The sequence below is a fragment of the Pasteurella sp. XG20 genome, assembly GCF_018968665.1.
GTDB classification, from domain to species: domain Bacteria; phylum Pseudomonadota; class Gammaproteobacteria; order Enterobacterales; family Pasteurellaceae; genus Pasteurella; species Pasteurella multocida.
In genome coordinates this window covers 1,476,544-1,497,824 of sequence record NZ_CP076656.1, presented here as the reverse complement: position 1 = coordinate 1,497,824, position 21,281 = coordinate 1,476,544, and the positions used below count along the sequence as shown (strand labels likewise).

At 40.8% G+C, this 21,281-nt stretch carries 20 protein-coding genes; 15 read left to right on the top strand and 5 right to left on the bottom strand.

Going from position 1 to position 21,281, the window contains the following annotated elements; all coding sequences use genetic code 11:
• Positions 1-33: 33 nt before the first annotated feature.
• The 4 genes from mglC to KPF51_RS06840 form a co-directional block, all read right to left on the bottom strand.
• Entirely contained in the window at positions 34-1,044 is a 1,011-nt protein-coding gene (gene mglC, locus KPF51_RS06855; RefSeq protein ID WP_005723170.1) for a galactose/methyl galactoside ABC transporter permease MglC, read from the bottom strand.
• Positions 1,045-1,068: 24 nt separating this feature from the next.
• Positions 1,069-2,589 (bottom strand): galactose/methyl galactoside ABC transporter ATP-binding protein MglA, encoded by a 1,521-nt coding sequence (gene mglA, locus KPF51_RS06850; protein ID WP_005717348.1) that lies wholly within the window; start codon positions 2,587-2,589, stop codon positions 1,069-1,071.
• A gap of 72 nt (positions 2,590-2,661) precedes the next feature.
• Entirely contained in the window at positions 2,662-3,654 is a 993-nt protein-coding gene (mglB, locus tag KPF51_RS06845; RefSeq protein ID WP_005751770.1) for a galactose/glucose ABC transporter substrate-binding protein MglB, read from the bottom strand.
• Between the two features lie 280 nt (positions 3,655-3,934).
• Positions 3,935-4,939 carry a substrate-binding domain-containing protein gene (locus tag KPF51_RS06840; protein WP_005723165.1) on the bottom strand — a complete coding sequence of 335 codons (1,005 nt, stop codon included), beginning with the start codon at positions 4,937-4,939 and terminating at the stop codon, positions 3,935-3,937.
• Between the two features lie 223 nt (positions 4,940-5,162).
• On the opposite strand from KPF51_RS06840, the gene galT reads away from it, so the two are divergent.
• The 5 genes from galT to lnt all read left to right on the top strand — a co-directional run bounded on the left by galT (position 5,163) and on the right by lnt (position 11,089).
• Positions 5,163-6,209: a galactose-1-phosphate uridylyltransferase gene (galT, locus tag KPF51_RS06835; RefSeq protein WP_005723163.1), complete on the top strand. Its 1,047-nt coding sequence runs from the start codon at positions 5,163-5,165 to the stop codon at positions 6,207-6,209.
• Positions 6,210-6,287: 78 nt separating this feature from the next.
• Entirely contained in the window at positions 6,288-7,445 is a 1,158-nt protein-coding gene (gene galK, locus KPF51_RS06830) for a galactokinase (RefSeq protein ID WP_005723161.1), read from the top strand.
• Positions 7,439-8,470, top strand: coding sequence for a galactose-1-epimerase (gene galM, locus KPF51_RS06825; RefSeq protein WP_005723159.1), 1,032 nt, complete (start codon positions 7,439-7,441; stop codon positions 8,468-8,470). Before galK ends, galM begins: the two co-directional genes overlap by 7 nt.
• Positions 8,471-8,586: 116 nt before the next feature.
• Positions 8,587-9,489 carry a CNNM family magnesium/cobalt transport protein CorC gene (corC, locus tag KPF51_RS06820; protein WP_005733087.1) on the top strand — a complete coding sequence of 301 codons (903 nt, stop codon included), beginning with the start codon at positions 8,587-8,589 and terminating at the stop codon, positions 9,487-9,489.
• A 58-nt stretch (positions 9,490-9,547) separates the two neighbouring features.
• A complete protein-coding gene (gene lnt, locus KPF51_RS06815; RefSeq protein ID WP_005723158.1) occupies positions 9,548-11,089 on the top strand; it encodes an apolipoprotein N-acyltransferase in 1,542 nt (513 codons plus the stop codon).
• Positions 11,090-11,142: 53 nt separating this feature from the next.
• On the opposite strand, the gene infA is transcribed toward lnt, so the two are convergent.
• Positions 11,143-11,361, bottom strand: a complete 219-nt coding sequence (gene infA / locus KPF51_RS06810) for a translation initiation factor IF-1 (RefSeq protein ID WP_005717339.1) — start codon at positions 11,359-11,361, stop codon at positions 11,143-11,145.
• 132 nt (positions 11,362-11,493) lie between these two features.
• Between infA and rfbB the strand changes: the two genes are divergently transcribed.
• The 10 genes from rfbB (at position 11,494) to KPF51_RS06760 (ending at position 21,275) form a co-directional block, all read left to right on the top strand.
• A complete protein-coding gene (rfbB, locus tag KPF51_RS06805) occupies positions 11,494-12,531 on the top strand; it encodes a dTDP-glucose 4,6-dehydratase (protein WP_061405896.1) in 1,038 nt (345 codons plus the stop codon).
• Between the two features lie 110 nt (positions 12,532-12,641).
• The gene (gene pepB / locus KPF51_RS06800) at positions 12,642-13,940 is read left to right on the top strand and encodes an aminopeptidase PepB (protein ID WP_016533576.1); all 1,299 of its coding nucleotides are present in this window, start codon (positions 12,642-12,644) and stop codon (positions 13,938-13,940) included.
• Positions 13,941-13,949: 9 nt separating this feature from the next.
• The gene (gene ndk, locus KPF51_RS06795; protein WP_005717335.1) at positions 13,950-14,369 is read left to right on the top strand and encodes a nucleoside-diphosphate kinase; all 420 of its coding nucleotides are present in this window, start codon (positions 13,950-13,952) and stop codon (positions 14,367-14,369) included.
• Positions 14,370-14,520: 151 nt separating this feature from the next.
• Complete coding sequence (metK, locus tag KPF51_RS06790; RefSeq protein ID WP_005751763.1) at positions 14,521-15,675, top strand: methionine adenosyltransferase; 1,155 nt, start codon at positions 14,521-14,523, stop codon at positions 15,673-15,675.
• A 54-nt stretch (positions 15,676-15,729) separates the two neighbouring features.
• Positions 15,730-16,239: a SprT family zinc-dependent metalloprotease gene (locus KPF51_RS06785; protein ID WP_014667844.1), complete on the top strand. Its 510-nt coding sequence runs from the start codon at positions 15,730-15,732 to the stop codon at positions 16,237-16,239.
• 63 nt (positions 16,240-16,302) lie between these two features.
• Positions 16,303-16,896, top strand: coding sequence for an opacity family porin (locus KPF51_RS06780; RefSeq protein ID WP_061405897.1), 594 nt, complete (start codon positions 16,303-16,305; stop codon positions 16,894-16,896).
• A 168-nt stretch (positions 16,897-17,064) separates the two neighbouring features.
• A complete protein-coding gene (gene htpG, locus KPF51_RS06775; RefSeq protein WP_014325753.1) occupies positions 17,065-18,960 on the top strand; it encodes a molecular chaperone HtpG in 1,896 nt (631 codons plus the stop codon).
• A 71-nt stretch (positions 18,961-19,031) separates the two neighbouring features.
• Entirely contained in the window at positions 19,032-19,376 is a 345-nt protein-coding gene (locus KPF51_RS06770; protein ID WP_005717328.1) for an ArsC family reductase, read from the top strand.
• Between the two features lie 79 nt (positions 19,377-19,455).
• Positions 19,456-20,592: a succinyl-diaminopimelate desuccinylase gene (dapE, locus tag KPF51_RS06765; RefSeq protein ID WP_005754516.1), complete on the top strand. Its 1,137-nt coding sequence runs from the start codon at positions 19,456-19,458 to the stop codon at positions 20,590-20,592.
• Positions 20,589-21,275 carry a M15 family metallopeptidase gene (locus KPF51_RS06760; RefSeq protein ID WP_061405898.1) on the top strand — a complete coding sequence of 229 codons (687 nt, stop codon included), beginning with the start codon at positions 20,589-20,591 and terminating at the stop codon, positions 21,273-21,275. The genes dapE and KPF51_RS06760 overlap by 4 nt, the downstream gene beginning before the upstream one ends.
• Positions 21,276-21,281 lie beyond the last annotated feature (6 nt).

Here is a 21,281-nt window from a genome sequence, read left to right as displayed (position 1 = left end):
ATCGCCTTTTTTGTGCTAGTGCGATACGCCTTTTTATTTTTTCTTCGCGTATTTGAGTGAGTCGATAGCCACCGCAAGAATGATGATGCTACCTTTGATGATATATTGCCAATATGGGTTAACACCGATATAGGTTAAGCCGTAGTTGATGACGGTAAAGATAATTACCCCAGTTACCACACCAATAACCGTACCCACACCACCGGCGAATGAAACGCCCCCTACTACACAGGCAGCAATCGCATCTAATTCATACATGAAACCTAAGTTATTAGTGGCAGAACCGATACGACCGGCTTCTAACATTCCACCAAAACCGTAGAACATTCCCGCGATCATATAGATAACCACTAAGTTACGTGCGACGTTAACGCCAGATACTCGAGCCGCTTCTGGGTTACCACCGATAGCAAAGATATTTTTACCAAAGCGCGTTTTATTCCACAATACCCACACTAAGAAGGTCGCAACAGCAGCATAAATCGTGATATAGGACAGTTTGAAGGAACCGAATTTAAAGAAACCTTGTGCAAACGTTGAGAAGGTTTCGTTAAAGCCTGCAATTGGCGATCCTCCCACCGCATCATAGTAAAGTGAGTTAATCCCATAAACAATAATCATGGTCCCCATGGTGGCAATAAATGGTGTTACGTTTAAGTAAGCAATAACTAAACCATTTACTAAACCGATGACTGCACCAATCGCACAAACGGTTAAAATTACAACCGGAATTGGGAGCTCAGGTAAATCTGGGAAAACGCGGTTAAAGTTGTCCATGGCTTGTAACAAGGTCGCTGAAATAACCGCCGCTAAACCGACTTGGCGACCGGCAGATAAGTCTGTCCCTTGTGTGACAAGTAAGCCGGCTACACCCAGCGCGATGATTAAGCGTACGGAAGATTGCGTTAAAATGTTACTGAAGTTTCGTAAGTTCAAGAATGTTGGGTCTTGAACAATGATGATCCCGAGTAAAATTAATAATACAAAGTAGATTGCATTTTGTTTAAAGAAATCAAGGGATTTATTTTGTTTTAATGCAGCCATAATTTATTTCCTTAATTCTGTGTTTTATAAATATTTTGCAGCGAGCTGTAAAATTTCTTCTTGTGAGGTTTCAGCAGTATTCACGATACCTGCGACTTTACCGTTACTCATCACAAGAATTCGGTCAGTAACCCCTAATAACTCTGGCATTTCAGATGAAATCATGATGATACCTTTATCTTTTTTGGCTAATTCCATAATCAGCTGATAAATTTCATATTTCGCACCAATGTCGATACCACGTGTTGGTTCGTCTAACATCAAGATTTCAGGTTGGGTTAATAACCAACGACCAATGACCACTTTTTGTTGGTTACCACCAGATAATGAGCCAATATTGGTTTTGTGAGATGGCGTTTTCACATTCATGGAATCAATGACCCATTGCGTGTCGCTTTTCATTTTTGTGTTACTCAATAAACCTAACTTGCTGATATAGGATTTCATGTTAGAAATTAATGAGTTAAACTCAATACTGAGATTCGCATAAATCCCTGTAGAGCGACGTTCTTCCGTGACCAAAGCAAAACCATTGTTAATGGCTTCGAACGCATTGCGGTTTTTCATTTCCTTATCGTGCAGTTTAATCACACCAGATTTACGTTCACGCACCCCGAAGATCGTTTCCACAATATCGGTACGTTTTGCCCCAACCAGTCCCGCAATGCCGAGCACTTCGCCTTTGCGTAATTCAAAACTAACATCTTGAATAGATGGCTGATTAAGTGCGGTCAGATTTTCCACCGTTAAGATGGTTTCTTTTGGGGTATTGGTTTTTGGTGGGAAACGTTGTGTGAGTTCACGCCCAACCATCATGGATACAATCTGATCCATTGTGGTGCCTTTAACAGCGACTGTATTGATCCATTTACCATCGCGTAAAATCGTAATTTCGTCACAAATTTTGAAGATTTCGTCCATTTTGTGCGAAATATAAATAATGCCACAGCCACGTTGTTTCAGCTTCGCGATAATTTTAAATAGGTGTTCAACTTCTTTTTCTGAAAGCGAAGAAGTCGGTTCGTCCATGATTACGATTTTGGCATTGTATGAAAAGGCCTTTGCGATCTCGATCATTTGCATTTGTGACACTGACAATTTGGCCACTTTTTCCTTTGGATCGATATCGATATCTAATTCTTCAAAAATCGCTTTGGTATCACGATACATTTTGCCGTGATCGACAAAGCCTGCTTTTAATGGATAACGTCCTAACCAAAGATTATCCATTACAGTACATTGTTTAACCAAGTTAAGTTCTTGGTGCACCATGGAAATCCCGTTCTCTAAGGCTTCTTTCGACGTTTTAAAGTTGACTGGCTTGCCTAAGAAAAGGATGTCACCTTCATCTTTACTGTAAATACCAAATAAGCATTTTAATAAGGTTGATTTGCCCGCCCCATTTTCGCCCATTAAGGCATGGACAGAATGCGAGCGCACAGTTAGGTTTGCATTGTCTAACGCTTTAACACCGGGAAAGGATTTACAGACATTGGTCATTGTGAGCAGTATTTCACTGTCTTGATTTGGAATTTGAGTTGTCATATCCAACCTCACATAAAAAGGGGGAGGGTATACCTCCCCGAGAATTACAACTTCTTGTTTTGTTATAGTTTATTATTTTAGGAACTCGTTTAAGTTATCCGCATCCACACCAACATAAGGGATACGTACTACACGATCTTTTAACTGCCATTTTGTGCCTTCAGTGGCAGGTTTTCCTTTTGCAAGATTATTACTTAATTGAACAACGGCTTTACCTTGGTTCACACCGTCATTTAACACCGTACCTGCAATTTCACCTTTTTTGATTAATTGGAGGACTTCTGGTAATGCATCTACACCGAAGATTGGTAATTTTTTACCATGTGCTTTCGTGGCTTCCAATGCCCCCATCGCCATACCATCGTTGTTAGCGATGATCACTTCGATTTGATTTGCTTTAGAGCTAGATAACCATGCATCCATTTTATCTTTCGCTAAAGCGGCATCCCACATCCCCGTGTCGATGAATAATTGCTCAGTTTGAATGCCTTTATTATTTAATTCTTCAATGACGAATTTTGTACGAGCTTCTGCATCTGGGTGCCCTGGTTCACCTTTTAATAAAACGTATTGAATTTTACCGTCTTTATTTAAGTCATATGCAGGGTTAGCTTGCCAGTGTTTAGCAATCAATGAACCTTGAATTAAACCAGACTCTTTTGGATCGGTACCCACATAGTATGCATGTTCATAGCTACCGATTGCTTTTGCACCAGGATCTTTATTAAAGAACACAACAGGAATATCATCAGGTTTTGCTTTACCGATAATAGTTGGTGCTGCCGCTGGATCAACGAGGTTAATGGCTAAGGCTTTAACGCCTTTAGAAATCAAACCATCCACTTGGTCATTTTGTACCGCTTGTGCGTTTTGTGAGTCGTTCATTAATAACTCAATATCTTTAAATTGCTCAGCTTCTTTATTGATTTCTTTACGCATGAGTGACATGAAGTTATCATCATATTTGTAAATGGTTACACCAATACGATCGGCGGCTTGCGCTGCTGAAGCGGCTACGCCTAGACCGACTGCTAAAGCAACAGCACTTAATACGGTTTTTTTCATAATAACTCTCCTATTTAGAACGAATAGATTTTGTTATCTTTTTGCGTTTAACCCACTTTGCCTAGATAACTGGGGTGAATCATACTGGAAAATATTTTCTAAGACTGTGATCTCACTCACATTTGTGAAAACGATTACAATTGACTCATGAAACTGTTACCTTGATCACACTTTCAAGGTGTTTTTTTACTATAAAAAAAGAAAACGTGGCTAAATTTGCACAAATTTAACCACGTTTTTTGTATTGTTAATGGAAAATGTTTACGTTTTCATCATTAGCTCATTGTGAATGCTGCTCAGTTGAGAAACGTCTAACTAATGTGGGATTAAATTGAATGTGTGAAGGTTTTTTCACATCTTGATCCACTAAGCTTAGCGCTAATTTTGCCGCATAATTCGCCATTAAATCGATGGGATAGCGGATTGTAGTGAGTTTAGGAATCAAATAACGTGCAATTGGCATATCATCAAAGCCGATGATCGAACATTGGGCTGGAACACGAATGTTATTTTCATTTAATACAGAAATCGCACCGGCTGCCATAGAATCATTATAAGCGACCACCGCGGTGAGATCGGAATTGTAACTGAGTAGGTTAATCATGGCTTCTTCTCCCCCTTCAAAATCGGGTGAGCTGTGCGTAATCGCATGTTCAATGACGGGGATATGGTATTGCTTTAACGCCGCCAGATAACCACGATGTCTTTCTATTTCATCCATAATATAATGGTTTGAACCAATATAGCCGATTTTTTTGTGCCCGAGCTTAATTAAGGTTTCTGTCGCGATAAAAGTCCCTTTTTCATTATCTAAGCTAACACAACGATGTTCATACCCTTGCACAACACGATTGATAATCACCATACCTGGCACTTTTTCTAAATATTGACATAGGACTTCATCACTGAGTGCCTTTGCATGTACCACAAGACAGCTACAACGTTTGCGTAATAGTGTATCGATCGCTTCTTTTTCTTTTTCTGCATTATGATAGCCAATCCCAATGATAATGGTTTTTTTGTATTCTTCTGCCACTTTATCGACAGCTTTCACTAAGATCGCGAAAAAGGCGTCGGTAACATCTGTTACCACCACACCAATAGTATCGGTATTTTTCATGGCAAGTGCTTGTGCATTCGCATTGGGTTGGTAACCAAGCTTTTCGATGGCAGCTTGGACGGCGATGCGAGCTTTTTCACTCGCAGAAGGATGATTATTGAGTACGCGAGATACCGTAGCGACAGAAACACCCGCATGTTGTGCAACATCATGAATAGTAACCATAACGAATATGACCTTTCCTGTGAGAAACCCTTGTTTTCATCCTATAAAATTTTGCTAGGTTTGAAAACGTTTAGCACTAAATCTGACACCTTATACACAAAAAACAAAGTAAAATCGTAAGGGATTTCTTGATTTTGTGATCTAGTTAACAGTTTATTTTTGATAATTTGGTATCTTATGCCAAAAATAAAATGTAACCGTTTTCAGTTGTCGGGAGTAAAAGATGCGTCATTCACTATTTGAACCAACCGAACACCCACATCGCCGTTATAATCCGTTAACCGATCAGTGGGTACTTGTATCACCACATAGAGCAAAACGTCCCTGGCAAGGGCAACAAGAAAAAGTGGCTGAAGATGAAAAGCCAAGTTATGATCCAACCTGTTATTTATGCCCATCCAATAAGCGTATTACGGGTGAACAAAACCCTGATTATCAAAAGCCTTTCGTGTTCAAAAATGATTTTTCTGCGTTATTAGAAGAAACACCTAATCCAGAAAAGTCGACCGATCCTTTATTCCAAATATCAAAAGCACAAGGCGAAAGTCGCGTGATTTGCTTTTCGCCTGATCATAGCAAAACCTTACCTTTATTAACAGTCGAAGAAATTCATGACGTGATAAAAGTGTGGCAAGAGCAGTTGCTAGAATTGGGGCAAAAATATCAATGGGTCCAAATCTTTGAAAATAAAGGTGCCGCTATGGGCTGTTCTAATCCGCATCCACATGGGCAAATTTGGGCGAATAGCTTTTTGCCAAATGAGGTAGCGCGTGCGGATCAGACTCAGCGCGCGTATCTTGCTAAGCAAGGTTCGGTGATGTTAATGGACTATGCCAAACGTGAAATTGAACTGAAAGAACGCGTGGTGGTTGAGACTGAACATTGGTTAGCGGTGGTGCCTTATTGGGCGGTTTGGCCATTTGAAACGTTATTGATGCCGAAAGCGCATGTGAAACGTTTGACGGACTTAACTGAAGAACAAAGCAAAGACTTAGCGCTGGCATTAAAAAAACTGACGACAAAATACGATAATTTATTTGAAACCTCTTTCCCTTATTCCATGGGGTTTCATGCGGCGCCTTTTAATGAAGAGAGCAATGAACATTGGCAACTTCATGCCCATTTTTATCCACCATTATTACGTTCTGCTACTGTACGTAAATTTATGGTAGGTTATGAAATGTTAGGGGAATCTCAACGTGATTTAACTGCAGAGCAAGCCGCAGAACGTTTACGTGTGCTCAGTGAAGTGCATTATAAGCAAAGATAACCTAAGTGAGATACAACGCGATTTCTATTTGTCATTTGATAAGACGCATATTGTTTGCGATAAGGAAAGGGATATAACATGACTCCACAGCAATCTGCTCAACGCTTATTTCAAGAAAAATTTAATTGTACACCGACCTTAAATGTTTATGCACCAGGTCGAGTCAATATTATTGGTGAACATACGGATTATAATGATGGTTTTGTGATGCCTTGTGCAATTAATTATGGCACCGCCATCAGTGGTCGAAAACGGGATGATAGCCGATTTAAAGTCTATGCTGGTGATTTGCAGCAATGGGATGAATTTGATTTAGCAGAAGAGATTACTCCAGATTCAAGTAAAAAATGGACAGGTTATGTACGTGGCGTGGTGAAATTTGTGCAGGCCCATTGTCCAGACTTTAAGTGCGGTGCGGATTTAGTGATTTCTGGTAATGTGCCGTTATCTGCGGGCTTGAGTTCTTCTGCCTCTTTAGAAGTGGCGGTTGGCAAATTTTGCCAACAATTAGGTAATTTACCTTTAACTAATACGGAAATTGCGCTTATTGGTCAGAAAGCTGAGAACCAGTTTGTCGGTTGCCAATGTGGCAATATGGATCAATTGATTTCAGCCTTAGGACAGAAAGATCATTTACTGATGATCGATTGTCGTTCGTTAGAAACGATTCCAACGCCTATTCCCGCTAATGTGGCGGTGATGATTGTGAATTCTCATGTGAAACACGATTTGGTGGCGGGGGAGTACAACACTCGTCGTCAGCAATGTGAAGTCGCCGCGAAATTCTTTGGCGTGAAAGCATTACGTGATGTGTCTCTTGCTCAATTTAAACAAAGAGAAGCAGAGTTGACGGCATTGGATCCCGAAGTGGCGAAACGTGCACGTCATGTGGTGACGGAAAACCAACGTGTTTTAGATGCGGTTAAAGCCTTACAAAGTGGCAATCTTGCGCTACTGGGAGAACTTATGGCGCAATCGCATGAGTCAATGCGTGATGATTTTGAGATTACGGTACCTCAAATTGACTATTTAGTGGAACTGGCACAGATTGCAATTGGTAAAACCGGTGGCGCTAGAATGACTGGCGGTGGCTTTGGTGGGTGTATTGTGGCGGTTGCACCGGTGGAAAAAGTGGAAGCCGTTCGTCAGATTATTGCTGATAATTACGCCCAACAAACGGGTTTAAAAGAAGATTTTTATGTGTGTACTGCCTCACAAGGAGTAAGCGTATGCTGAGCAAGTGTACACTGGGTGTCGCACCAGATGGACAACCATTTCAATTAGTCACTTTATCCAATGCAAAAGGGATGTCTATCCAAGTGATGGATTGGGGGGCGACATGGTTGTCTTGTAAGGTGCCTGTGCAAAATCAATTACGTGAGGTGTTATTAGGCTGTCAGCTTGAGGATTACCCTAAGCAACAGGTTTATTTAGGTGCGACTATCGGGCGTTATGCGAATCGTATTGCGAATGGACGTTTTGTATTAAATGGGGTGCCGATTCAGTTACAGACGAATCAAGGACAACATCAGTTACATGGTGGCGAAAATGGTTTTGATTGCCAACGTTGGCAATTGGAAAAGTGCGGTGAAAATTTTGTGTGTTTTTCACTTTCTTCGCCAGACGGTGATCAAGGTTTTCCCGGTCATGTGAAAGTACGTGTAACGTACTTACTGAGCGAGCAAAATTGTGTAGAAATTCAATTTGAGGCGGAAAGTGATCAAGATACCCCACTAAACTTAACCAACCATGCTTATTTTAATCTCAATAACGCGGAGCTTGGTGAGGACATTCGAGAACATTATTTGCAAGTCAATGCTGACCATTATTTACCTGTGAATCCAGAGGGGATCCCTTGTGCAGCGTTGAAATCCGTACAGGGCACCAGTTTTGATTTTCGTGAGATGAAGTCTATTGAGAAAGACTTTTTACAAGATGAACAAGCCCTAGTAAAAGGGTATGATCATGCTTTTCTATTAAATCAAGACAAAGAAAAACTCAGTGCGGTTCTTACGGCAGCAGACGGTTCTTTACGTTTACAGGTCTCCACCTCTCAACCTGCCTTACAAGTATATACTGGGAATTTTCTAGCCGGCACGCCGAATCGTTTCGGCTCATACTATCAGGATTACGTCGGGATTGCGTTAGAAACACAAGCCTTACCTGATACCCCTAATCATCCTGAGTGGTGGACATTGGGCGGCATGAGCCAAGCCGGAGAAAAATATCAACATTGGACCCGTTTTAACTTTTCATCATAACAATAAATGCGAATTGTCGTTTTTTGCCCCACTGTCTAGGGGCTTTTTTTTGCTATTAAGCAGGAAATATGTTACTTTTCAACGGTCAATGTTGACGGAAACGTATTCAAAAATTTATGGCTAACGAAGAACAATCAAATACTTACTCTACTGAATCTCACCAGAAAAAAAGTTTTTTTCAATCGCTGTTTGGGCGCTTTTTCCAAGGTGAATTAAAAAATCGTGAAGAACTGGTCGAAGTGATTCGCGATTCAGAGCAAAACGAGCTGATTGATCAAAATACACGGGAGATGATAGAAGGTGTCATGGAAATCGCGGAATTACGCGTGCGTGACATTATGATCCCCCGCTCACAAATAGTATTTATTCACACGGATCAAAATTTAGATTCTTGTTTGGATACGATCATTGTGTCAGCACACTCGCGTTTTCCGGTTATTACGGATGAGCGTGATAATATCGCAGGGATTCTACATGCGAAAGATTTGCTCCGCTTTTTACGTTCCAATGCGGAAGAATTTGATTTAATGCCTTTATTACGTCCTGCGGTAATTGTGCCGGAAAGTAAGCGAGTTGATCGGATGCTCAAAGATTTCCGTTCAGAACGTTTTCATATGGCGATCGTGGTTGATGAGTTTGGTGCAGTGTCTGGTTTGGTGACAATTGAAGATATTCTTGAGCAAATTGTAGGGGATATTGAAGATGAATTCGATGAAGAAGAAATTGTCAATATTCGTCAGCTTTCTCGCCATACTTATGCGGTACGCGCTTTAACGGATATTGAAGACTTTAATCAACAGTTTAATACTCACTTTGCTGATGAAGAGGTGGATACCATTGGTGGGGTGGTCATGCAAGCCTTTGGTTACTTACCAAAACGCGGTGAAGAAATCACCATTGAGAATATCGGTTTTAAAGTGACTTCTGCGGATAGTCGTCGTTTGATTCAATTACGCATTACTGTCACGGATGAGCAGTTAGCTGAAATTGAAAAAGCCGAAGAACTAAAGGAAGATTAAACACGTCGATACAGAAGACGAGCACGAGTAAAGACTCGTGCTTCATTATTTAAAGAAGATGAAAAAAAAGATTTTTACTTATTTTATTGCGATTTTTTCAGGCATGATCGGGGTGTTAGCCTTTTCCCCTTTTGATTATTGGGGTTGTGCTTACTTATCGCTTTTAGGTCTTATTTTTGTTGCTAAAACAGCGGAAAAAAAGACCGCACTTTGGTCGGCATTTTTGTGGGGATTAGCTTTTTTCACTTTTGGGATAAATTGGGTACACGTTAGCATTCATCAATTTGGTGGTGCCTCTGTCGTGGTGAGCTATGTGTTAGTCCTTGTCTTAGCCGCCTATCTTGCATTGTATCCGATGCTCTTTGCTTATTTGATCCAGCGTTTTCAAATCAGTAGCTTAGCGATGTTCCCCGTGATTTGGACCTTTACCGAATTTTTACGCGGCTGGCTCTTTACCGGGTTTCCGTGGTTACAATTTGGTTATAGTCAAATCGATAGCCCATTTGCTCATCTCGCGCCGATGTTTGGTGTTACTGGCGTCACTTTCTTTGTAATGTGGGTCAGTGCGGTGATTTTTAATTTGTTTTCCGTCTTGCTTATTAAACCAAGAAAGTGGAATGTTGTGATAGCTAATCTCCTTTTACTCACCCTAGTTGGTGGATTGTCAGCTTATTCTTCCAAGGCTGAGTATGTCAGAAAAATAGAAGACAGGGATTTGCTTGTGACGTTAGCACAGGGCAATATTGAGCAAAATTTAAAATGGGAACCAGAATATCTGTATCAAACTTTAGATATTTATCATAAGTTAATTAGTCAACATCTCGGTAAAACTGACGTCATTATTTTGCCTGAATCTGCATTGCCAGTGTTAGAAAATCATATTCAGCCTTTTTTCCAAGGACTGCAAACACATGCACAACAAGCTGGAACGGAAATCGTCATGGGGACGATCTATCAAGATGAAACAGCAAATAAGTTATTAAATTCAATTATTACCTTGGGAAATACGGATTTCCCTTATTCATTAGAAACGACAAATCGTTACAGTAAGCATCACCTTGTGCCTTTTGGTGAATATGTTCCTTTAGAGACATTATTGCGTCCATTAGGGAGTGTGTTTAATTTACCTATGTCTGCTTTCCAAAGTGGTGATGAAATTCAATCGCCGTTAGTGGTCAAAAATCGCCAGCTAAGTGCGGCAATTTGTTATGAGATTATTTTGGGTGAGCAACTAAGGAAGAATGTGAAACAAGACACGGATTTCATTCTCACAGTCTCAAATGATGCGTGGTTTGGTGACTCTATTGGACCTTGGCAACATTTACAGATGGCAAGAATGCGTGCTTTAGAGTTTGGGAAACCAGTCATTCGTGCCACCAATACTGGCATTAGCGTGTTTATTGATGAGCAAGGTAAAATTGTTGCACAAGCGCCACAATTCATTGAAACGACGTTAACGCATAAAGTGGTGGCTACGGAAGGTCAAACGCCTTACGCTGTGTTTGGTAATACCGCTATCTATGGACTGTCGTTGCTACTGCTCTTAATGCGTGGGGTCGGCGCACTGATTCGTCGTCGTTTATTCATGCCCCGTACATAAGTCAGAACAAACAAAAAAGCACTGAAATATCAGTGCTTTTTTGTCAAAATAGGTTAGCGGCTACGGAAAATAATGCGACCTTTGTTTAAGTCGTAAGGTGTCATTTCAATGGTCACTTTATCACCGGTTAAAATACGAATATAGTTTTTACGCATTTTACCTGAAATGTGGGCTGTCACAACGTGACCGTTTTCTAATTCAACACGAAACATCGTGTTTGGCAAGGTTTCTAAAATTGTGCCTTGCATCTCAATGCAATCTTCTTTTGCCATTGGTTCCTCTAAATAAACTACAAATGTTTACAGCATTTTGATTTTAATTGCTGTATATTATACGGTTGTGCTGAATTATACAAGTTTTGTGATGTACGGCAAGTTTTTATTCCATCCGTTTCAAGATAAAAGATGAAAAAGATCCTTATTACTGGTGGGGCAGGTTTTATTGGCTCCGCCGTTATTCGCTACATTTTAAGCCAAACATCAGATCAGATTATAAATCTCGATAAACTCACCTATGCCAGTAATTTGGACGCTTTAGCCACTGTTGTTGACAACCCACGTTACCATTTTGAACAAGGTGACATTGCAGATGCCACGACCTTGAGCAACATTTTTCAGCGCTATCAACCGGATTGTGTTATGCATTTGGCAGCAGAAAGTCATGTTGATCGCTCAATTGCTGGCGCAGCCGCGTTTATTCAAACAAATATTGTTGGTACCTATACTTTACTTGAGGTGACTCGGCAATATTGGCTCACATTAGACGAAAAAAGCAAAGCGGCTTTTCGTTTTCACCATGTTTCAACAGATGAGGTATTTGGTGACCTTGAGTTCACACAACCTGCGTTTACAGAAACTTCCCCCTATCGTCCAAGTAGCCCTTATTCTGCCTCAAAAGCAGCTAGTGATCATTTAGTACGAGCTTGGCATCGAACTTATGGTTTGCCCATTGTGATGAGCAACAGTACGAATAATTATGGTTTTTATCAATATACTGAAAAACTCATTCCTTTTATGTTAAGTCAGGCTTTACAGGGAAAACCGCTGACGCTCTATGGCGATGGGCAGCAAGTGCGAGATTGGTTGTTTGTTGATGATCATGCACAAGCTTTGTATCTTGTACTAACAAAGGGCAAAGTGGGGGAAACCTATAATATTGGTGCACGTTGTGAGTACAGTAATATTCATCTTGTGATGCGGTTATGTGAGATCTTAAATCAGTTAAAACAGGCGGGAGGATTGACAGCGTTTTTGGATCAACTCAGCGAAATAACCGACTTTAAGCAGCTGATCACTTTTGTGAAAGATCGTCCCGGTCATGACTTGCGTTATGCGATAAATGCCTCAAAAATTCAAGACGAATTAGGCTGGGTGGCAAAAACGGATTTTGAGACGGGATTACGAAAAACAGTCGCATGGTATGTGAATTATTTGTCACCATGAAAGAAAAGATATTTTGTGGAAAAGGTACTAAAGTGCGGAAAAACTGGTATAGTGAATCGCACTTTATTTTTATTTAGATAATACAAAAAATAAAAGGATCGTTTATGCCAATGCAAATTATGTTATCGACTCAAGTGGCAGATGAAGCTTGGGGAAAAAATGCACTATTAAGTTTTCATCAGGCGCAAGCCACTATTCATGTTACTGACTATTCCGCGCGTAATACTGTACAAAAAGCAGCGCGTAAATTACGTGGTCAGGGGATTAAAGATGTGGTACTTGCTGGCGAAAATTGGGATTTAGAAACCTGCTGGGCATTTTATCAAGGTTTTTATAGCGCAAAACAAGATTATGCGGTGGAATTTCCAACTTTAGACGATGCACCGCAAGCGGAATTATTAGCGCGCATTCAATGTGGTGATTTTGTACGTGAAATGATTAATTTGCCCGCGGAAGTGATTACCCCTGTGGAATTGGCGCGCCGTGCAGCCCACTTTATCGAAGAACAAGCAGAAGAATATGGGGATAAAAGTGCGGTCAGTTTTAACATTATTTCGGGCGAAGAATTAAAAGCACAGAATTATCAAGGTATTTGGAATGTGGGACGTGGTTCTGCTAACCCGCCAGCGATGTTGCAATTAGATTTCAACCCAACAGGCAATCCTGATGCGCCGGTATTAGCCTGTTTAGTGGGGAAAGGCATTACTTTTGACAGTGGCGGTTATAGCATTAAACCAAGTGATAATATGAGCACGATGCGTACAGATATGGGCGGCGCGGCATTGTTAACAGGCTCATTAGGGTTAGCCATCGCCCGTGGTTTAACACAACGTGTGAAACTCTATTTATGCTGTGCAGAAAATCTGGTGAGCAGCAATGCGTTTAAATTGGGTGATATTATCACTTACAGCAACGGCGTGACTGCTGAAATTTTAAATACGGATGCGGAAGGGCGTTTGGTACTTGCAGATGGATTAATTGAAGCCGATAAACAACAGCCAAAAATGATCATTGATTGTGCAACGTTAACTGGAGCTGCAAAAATGGCGGTAGGCAATGATTACCACTCAGTATTGTCTATGGATGATGCATTGGTAGCTGCGCTCTTTAAGTCTGCGGAAACCGAACAAGAACCTTTCTGGCGTTTACCGTTTGCGGAATTACATCGTTCACAAATAAGCACGGCATTTGCCGATATTGCGAATACAGGGACGGTGCCAGTAGGGGCGGGTGCAAGTACAGCCACAGCTTTTTTATCTTACTTTGTGAAAAATTATCAACAACATTGGTTACATATTGATTGTTCAGCCACTTATCGTAAAACAGCCAGCGATTTATGGGCTGTGGGCGCAACGGGGATTGGTGTGCAAACGCTCGCCAACTTATTATTAAATCCAGTCAAGGGATAAGGACCAGATATGGCAGTAGAAAGAACACTCTCATTGATTAAACCTGACGCGGTAAAACGACATTTAATTGGCGCTATTCTAAGCCGTTTTGAACAAGCGGGGTTTCGCGTGGTGGCAGCGAAAATGTTACATCTGACACAAGCGCAAGCAGAAGGGTTTTACGCGGAGCATCAAGATAAAGCGTTTTTTCCTGAGCTCGTCGCGTATATGATCTCTGCACCGGTTTTAGCATTAGTGCTAGAAAAAGAAAATGCGGTGAAAGATTATCGCACCTTAATTGGGGCAACGAACCCTGCCGTAGCCGCAGAGGGGACAATTCGTCGCGATTTTGCGATTGATGGGCGACATAATTCAGTGCATGGGTCGGACAGTCTGGACAGTGCAAAACGCGAAATTGCTTATTTTTTCGTGGAGAGTGAAATTTTTTAATTGTCTTTTCTTGCTTGTCTGAAAACGATTTCCCTTCGTGTGTTTTATCACGAAGGGAAATTTTTTTGCGATAAAGATTGAATTTTCTCAATAAAAGCGTATTATAGCCGTCCAGACGCAGAAACATCTAAAAGAACACAAGAAGGATATTATGTCTCGTTATTTATTCACTTCCGAATCCGTATCAGAAGGACATCCAGATAAAATTGCCGATCAAATTTCCGATGCGGTATTAGACGAAATTTTAAAACAAGATCCCAAAGCCCGCGTTGCTTGTGAAACCTATGTAAAAACAGGGATGGCATTAGTGGGTGGCGAGATCACAACATCGGCTTGGGTAGATATTGAAAACTTAACCCGCCAGGTGATTTGTGATATTGGCTATAAACATTCTGATATGGGCTTTGATGGTCATTCTTGTGCCGTGTTAAATGCAATTGGTAAACAATCTTCCGATATTAATCAAGGTGTGGATCGTGAAAATCCATTAGATCAAGGTGCTGGTGACCAAGGGATTATGTTTGGTTATGCCACTAATGAAACTGAAGTGCTGATGCCTGCAGCCATTACCTATGCGCACCGTTTAATGGAGCGTCAAGCCAAGGTGCGTAAAGAAGGTACCTTGCCATGGTTACGTCCTGATGCAAAAAGCCAAGTCACGCTAAAATATGAAGATCACAAAATTGTTGGGGTCGATGCGGTCGTCCTTTCTACGCAACACTGTGACAGCATTTCACAACATGATTTGCATGAAGCAGTGATGGAAGAAATTATTAAGCCTGTTTTACCTGCAGAGTGGTTATCAAAAGAAACCAAATATTTCATCAACCCAACAGGACGCTTTGTGATTGGTGGTCCGATGGGGGACTGCGGGTTAACAGGGCGTAAAATTATTGTGGATACTTACGGCGGTGCCGCGCGTCATGGTGGCGGTGCATTCTCGGGTAAAGATCCTTCCAAAGTAGACCGCTCAGCTGCTTATGCGGCGCGTTATGTGGCGAAAAATATTGTCGCTGCGGGGCTTGCAGATCGTTGCGAAATTCAACTTTCGTATGCGATTGGGGTTGCTGATCCGACGTCTATCATGGTGGAAACTTTTGGTACCGGTAAAGTTGCTAACGAATTATTAGTAGCATTGGTGCGTGAATTCTTTGATTTACGTCCGTACGGTTTAATTAAAATGCTTGATTTAATTCAGCCTATTTACCGTGAAACGGCGGCTTATGGTCACTTTGGGCGTGAACAATTCCCATGGGAAAAAGTTGATCGTGCAGAAGAATTACGCGCTGCAGCAGGACTTAAATAACCGTTACTCGGACAAGAAACGTAAAGGCGGACAACAACGTTCGCCTTCTTTTTTATGCCAATTATGCAACCACAAACTCAGCTCCGTCATTTAAATAGGCAAGTTCAACGTAAACTCACTCAGTGTTTGCAACTTGCGAGTGGCTATTTCAATCGTACGTTCTCTATGCCAACAGTGCATTATAATGTACGAGGCATGAAAGCTGGTGTGGCATATTTGCAACAAAATGAAATTCGGCTGAATCCGATTCTGTTACTTGAAAATTCAGCAGCATTTATTCAGCAAGTGGTGCCCCATGAACTCGCTCATTTAATTGTTTATCAAGTATTTGGTCGCGTTAAACCACACGGTGAAGAATGGCAGAGCGTAATGCAAGATGTTTTTCATTTAACACCGGAAGTGTGTCATCAATTTGATGTAACGCGAGTAAGAGGACCGACTTTTGCTTACTATTGCCAATGCAAAGAACATCATTTGACACAAAGAAGACACTATAATATACAAAAAAATAACATTGTATACTTATGTAAAAATTGTAAATCTCGGTTGATTAAGAAGACTTAATATGGCTTGATAGTATCGTTGCCAAGATTTTATAACTCCATTAACACTAAAGAGGACATGACAATGAAAAAATCAGTATTTATATTAGCGTTAGGCACATTATGTGCAGCAACAGCAAGCGCTAATTTTTATGTACAGGGTGATTTGGGGTATTCCAAGTTAAAATTTGAAGATGTGAGTAAGAGTAAATTTTCATCAAGTTTAGCAGTGGGTTATAAATTTGATGATTTCCGTTTAGCATTAGATTATAGCCATTATGGAAAATTAACCCATACAGAGCAAGAGAGTGCCACGATTTCAAATGGTGGGGGGGCTCAAACTGTTTATGGACCAGAAAAATATTCGCTCAAAGTGACCTCATGGGGGCTGTCTGCATTATATGATTTCAATTTTGGTACAGAAATTAAGCCTTATGTCGGGATGAGACTCTCTCAAAATCATTTCAAATCCACTTTAGATTTTAAAGCGCCAGGCTATTCAGAATATCGCAGTACAAAAGTACATAAATTGGGCTATGGCTTTTTAGCGGGGGCACAATATGCGTTAGTGAAGAATGTGTCTCTGAACGCGGGTATCGAATATAATCGTTTAGGTAAAATTGATGGCGTTAAAATCAACCAATACGGCGCGAAAGTGGGTTTACGTTACGATTTCTAAGCAGATTGCCTAATTAAACGTTGTTTAAATGGTGCGGTGGAAAAGGTGAAACTTTCTACCGCACTTTTTTTGCGCTTAATAGTAGTATTTTCCCTTGAAATTTCGTTTTTTGCACTTATATCAGGAAGCACTTATTAAGTGTAATAAAGCGTAACAGAAGGAAATATTATGTCGACGAATCAAGAAACGCGTGGTTTTCAATCAGAAGTCAAACAACTTCTTCAACTAATGATCCATTCTCTCTATTCCAATAAAGAAATTTTCTTACGTGAATTAATTTCCAATGCCTCTGATGCGGCAGATAAATTGCGTTTTAAAGCCTTGTCTGCGCCAGAGCTTTATGAAGGTGATGGGGATTTAAAAGTGCGTATTCGTTTTGATGAAGAGAAAGGCACCTTAACCATTAGTGATAATGGTATTGGGATGACGCGTGATGAAGTAATCGATCATTTAGGTACCATTGCCAAATCGGGTACCAAAGAATTTTTAAGTGCATTAGGACAAGATCAAGCCAAAGATAGCCAATTAATTGGTCAGTTTGGGGTCGGTTTTTATTCCGCCTTTATTGTGGCAGATAAAGTCACTGTGAAAACGCGTGCAGCAGGCGTAAGTGCAGATAAAGCGGTGCTTTGGGAATCGGCAGGCGAAGGTGAGTATTCTGTGGCGGATATTGACAAAAAAGAACGTGGTACCGAAATTACCCTTCACTTACGTGAAGATGAAAAAGCCTTTTTAAATGATTGGCGCTTACGTGAAATTATCGGCAAATATTCGGATCATATTGGTTTGCCAGTAGAAATCTTAACCAAAGAATATGACGATGAAGGCAAAGAAACCGGCATTAAATGGGAAAAAATCAATAAAGCGCAAGCCTTGTGGACACGTGCAAAAAATGAGATTTCGGAAGAAGAATATCAAGAGTTCTATAAGCATTTAAGTCATGATTTTACCGATCCGTTACTTTGGGCACACAATAAAGTAGAAGGAAATCAAGAATATACTAGTTTACTTTATGTGCCAGCAAAAGCCCCTTGGGATTTATTTAATCGCGAACATAAACACGGCTTAAAGCTGTATGTGCAACGTGTCTTTATTATGGATGATGCGCAAGTCTTTATGCCAAATTATCTGCGTTTTATGCGTGGTTTATTAGATTCCAATGATTTACCACTGAATGTATCACGCGAAATTTTACAAGATAACAAAGTCACGAGTGCTTTACGTAAAGCCCTAACGAAACGTGCATTACAAATGCTCGAAAAATTAGCCAAAGACGATGCAGAGAAATACCAACGCTTTTGGCAAGAGTTTGGTTTAGTGTTAAAAGAAGGTCCAGCAGAAGATTTTGCAAATAAAGAAACGATTGCAAAATTATTACGTTTTGCTTCAACACACAATGACAGCAGCCAACAAAGCGTATCGTTAGAAGACTATGTGGCACGTATGAAAGAAGGACAAAAGGCGATTTATTACATTACGGCAGATACTTATGTCGCCGCGAAAAACTCACCGCACTTAGAATTATTCAATAAGAAAGGCATTGAAGTATTATTGCTGTCCGATCGTATTGATGAATGGATGTTAAGTTACTTAACGGAATTTGACGGTAAGCCACTGCAAACCATCAGTAAAGCGGATTTAGATCTAGGTGATTTAGCGGATAAAGAGGAAGACAGTCAAAAAGCACAAGATGAGCAATATGCTTCTTTTGTGGAACGTGTGAAAACCTTGCTTGGCGAGCGCGTGAAAGAAGTGCGCTTAACCCACCGTTTAACGGATACGCCAGCGGTTGTTTCGACGGGTGATGATCAGATGACCACCCAAATGGCGAAATTGTTCGCTGCGGCGGGTCAAGCGATGCCAGAGGTTAAATACACCTTCGAATTAAATCCAGAACATGGTTTAGTACAAAAAGTAGCAGAAATTGCCGATGAGCAGCAATTTGCCGATTGGATTGAATTGCTACTTGAACAAGCGATGTTGGCTGAGCGTGGTAGCCTTGAAAATCCAGTTGCCTTTATTAAACGCATGAACACCTTGTTAGGTAAACTCACAAGTCATTAACGTCGTATTTTGAAATATGCTAAAATCCCTTGGGTCAAATATCTAAGGGATTTTTATTTTAAGGAGAAATGATGATTACTGTTTATGGCATTAAAAATTGCGATACTGTGAAAAAAGCATTAAGTTGGTTAAGTGCCAATAATATTACACACCAATTGCATGATTATCGTGTAGATGGCTTAGACAAAAGCTGGTTGGCACAAGCTGAAGCCCAGTTTGGTTGGGAAGTGTTAGTCAATAAACGTAGCACTACATGGCGGAATCTGAGTGATGAGGTGAAAGAAAATTTATCAAAACAGACCGCACTTGAGGTGCTTTTTGAGCAGCCTACCTTAATTAAACGTCCAATTATTTTACAAGACGGCAAGGCATTGATTGGCTTTAATGCAAAAGAGTATGCAGCCTGTTTTAAATAAGACGATCGTGGCATGGTTGCCCTGATCTTTTTTGACAGAAACCCCGTTTTACCTTCTTGAGCAAAAGTGCGGTATAAAAATGAAAAATTCCATTATTGAATTAGCCCGTGAATTGATTCGCCGACCATCCATTAGCCCTGACGATCAAGGTTGTCAACAGATCATCGCTGAGCGTTTAGAACGTTTAGGTTTCCAAATCGAATGGCTCCCTTTTAATGATACGTTAAATTTATGGGCGAAACATGGTTCGGGTTCGCCAGTCATTGCCTTTGCAGGACATACCGATGTGGTGCCTGTGGGGGATACAACCCAATGGCAGTATCCGCCTTTTTCCGCACAGCTAGTGGATAATGTGCTGTATGGGCGTGGTGCGGCAGACATGAAAGGATCGCTTGCGGCGATGGTGGTGGCAGCAGAACACTATGTGAAAGCCAATCCAGAGCATTCAGGTACTGTTGCTTTATTAATTACTTCAGATGAAGAAGCTGCCGCTAAAGATGGTACAGTACGTGTAGTCGAGACATTAATGGCAAGAGGTGAGCCGATTGATTATTGTATTGTCGGCGAGCCTTCAAGTGCTCAGCAGTTTGGTGATATTGTCAAAAATGGTCGCCGCGGTTCGATTACAGCAAACCTTTATATTCAAGGGATACAAGGGCATGTGGCTTATCCGCATTTAGCACAAAATCCAGTGCATAAGGCACTTGGCTTTTTAACGGAATTGACCACTTATCAATGGGATAACGGTAATGACTTTTTTCCACCGACTTCATTGCAAATTGCTAATATTCAGGCGGGAACAGGTAGCAATAATGTGATCCCGGGTGAGCTTTATGTGCAATTTAATTTACGCTATTGCACAGAAGTGACCGATGACATCATTAAAAAGAAAGTTGCAGAGATGTTGGCAAAACATCAGTTAAATTATCGTATTGAGTGGCATCTATCGGGCAAACCGTTTTTAACAGCGAAAGGCAAATTGGTGGATACCTTGCTAGATGTCGTGGAAAAAATCACGCAAAACCGACCGCACTTAGATACCGGTGGTGGCACGTCAGATGCCCGTTTTATTGCGTTAATGGGGGCAGAAGTAGTGGAATTTGGACCGTTGAATAAAACTATTCATAAAGTCGATGAATGTGTCAATGTAGATGATCTGGCAAAATGTGGTGAGGTATATCAGCACGTTTTGTGTAATATGTTGGAACGCGTATGAGCTTTCTCTTTACACCCGAACAATTAACCGGCAAGGCACGCACACATTTAGTTGCACTCCCTTGCCCATTTTCTGTCCATCATTTCTTACACCAAGATTGCTTAGTGGCTTTTCAATGTTTACAGCAAAGTGCAGCTAAACATGGCTTTAATTTACAGCCAGCCAGTAGCTTTCGTGACTTTCAACGTCAACAAGCCATTTGGAATGCGAAATTTTATGGTGAGCGTAAAGTGCATGATGATCAGGGAAATCCGCTCGATTTGAGCACACTTTCCGACTGGGAAAAAGTACAAGCTATTTTACGTTGGTCTGCTTTGCCGGGTGGTAGTCGTCATCATTGGGGCACGGAAATTGATGTTTTTGATCCGCACTTATTGCCTCCTCATCAAACTTTACAACTTGAACCTTGGGAATATGAACAAGGCGGTTATTTCTTTGAATTAAGTGACTGGTTGCAACAAAATCTCGCTCATTTTGATTTTGCCTTGCCTTTCACGCAGTTACCACAAGATAAAGAAATTGGTTATGAACCTTGGCATATCAGTTATTTACCGATTGCACAACAAGCCCAACAACAGTTGAATGCAGATATATTATGTGAGGCATGGCAGCAGGAAGAAATTGCGGGCAAAGCCTGTTTGCTTGCGAATCTCGCGCAGATTTTTTGTCGTTTTTTTATTTAAGGAGAT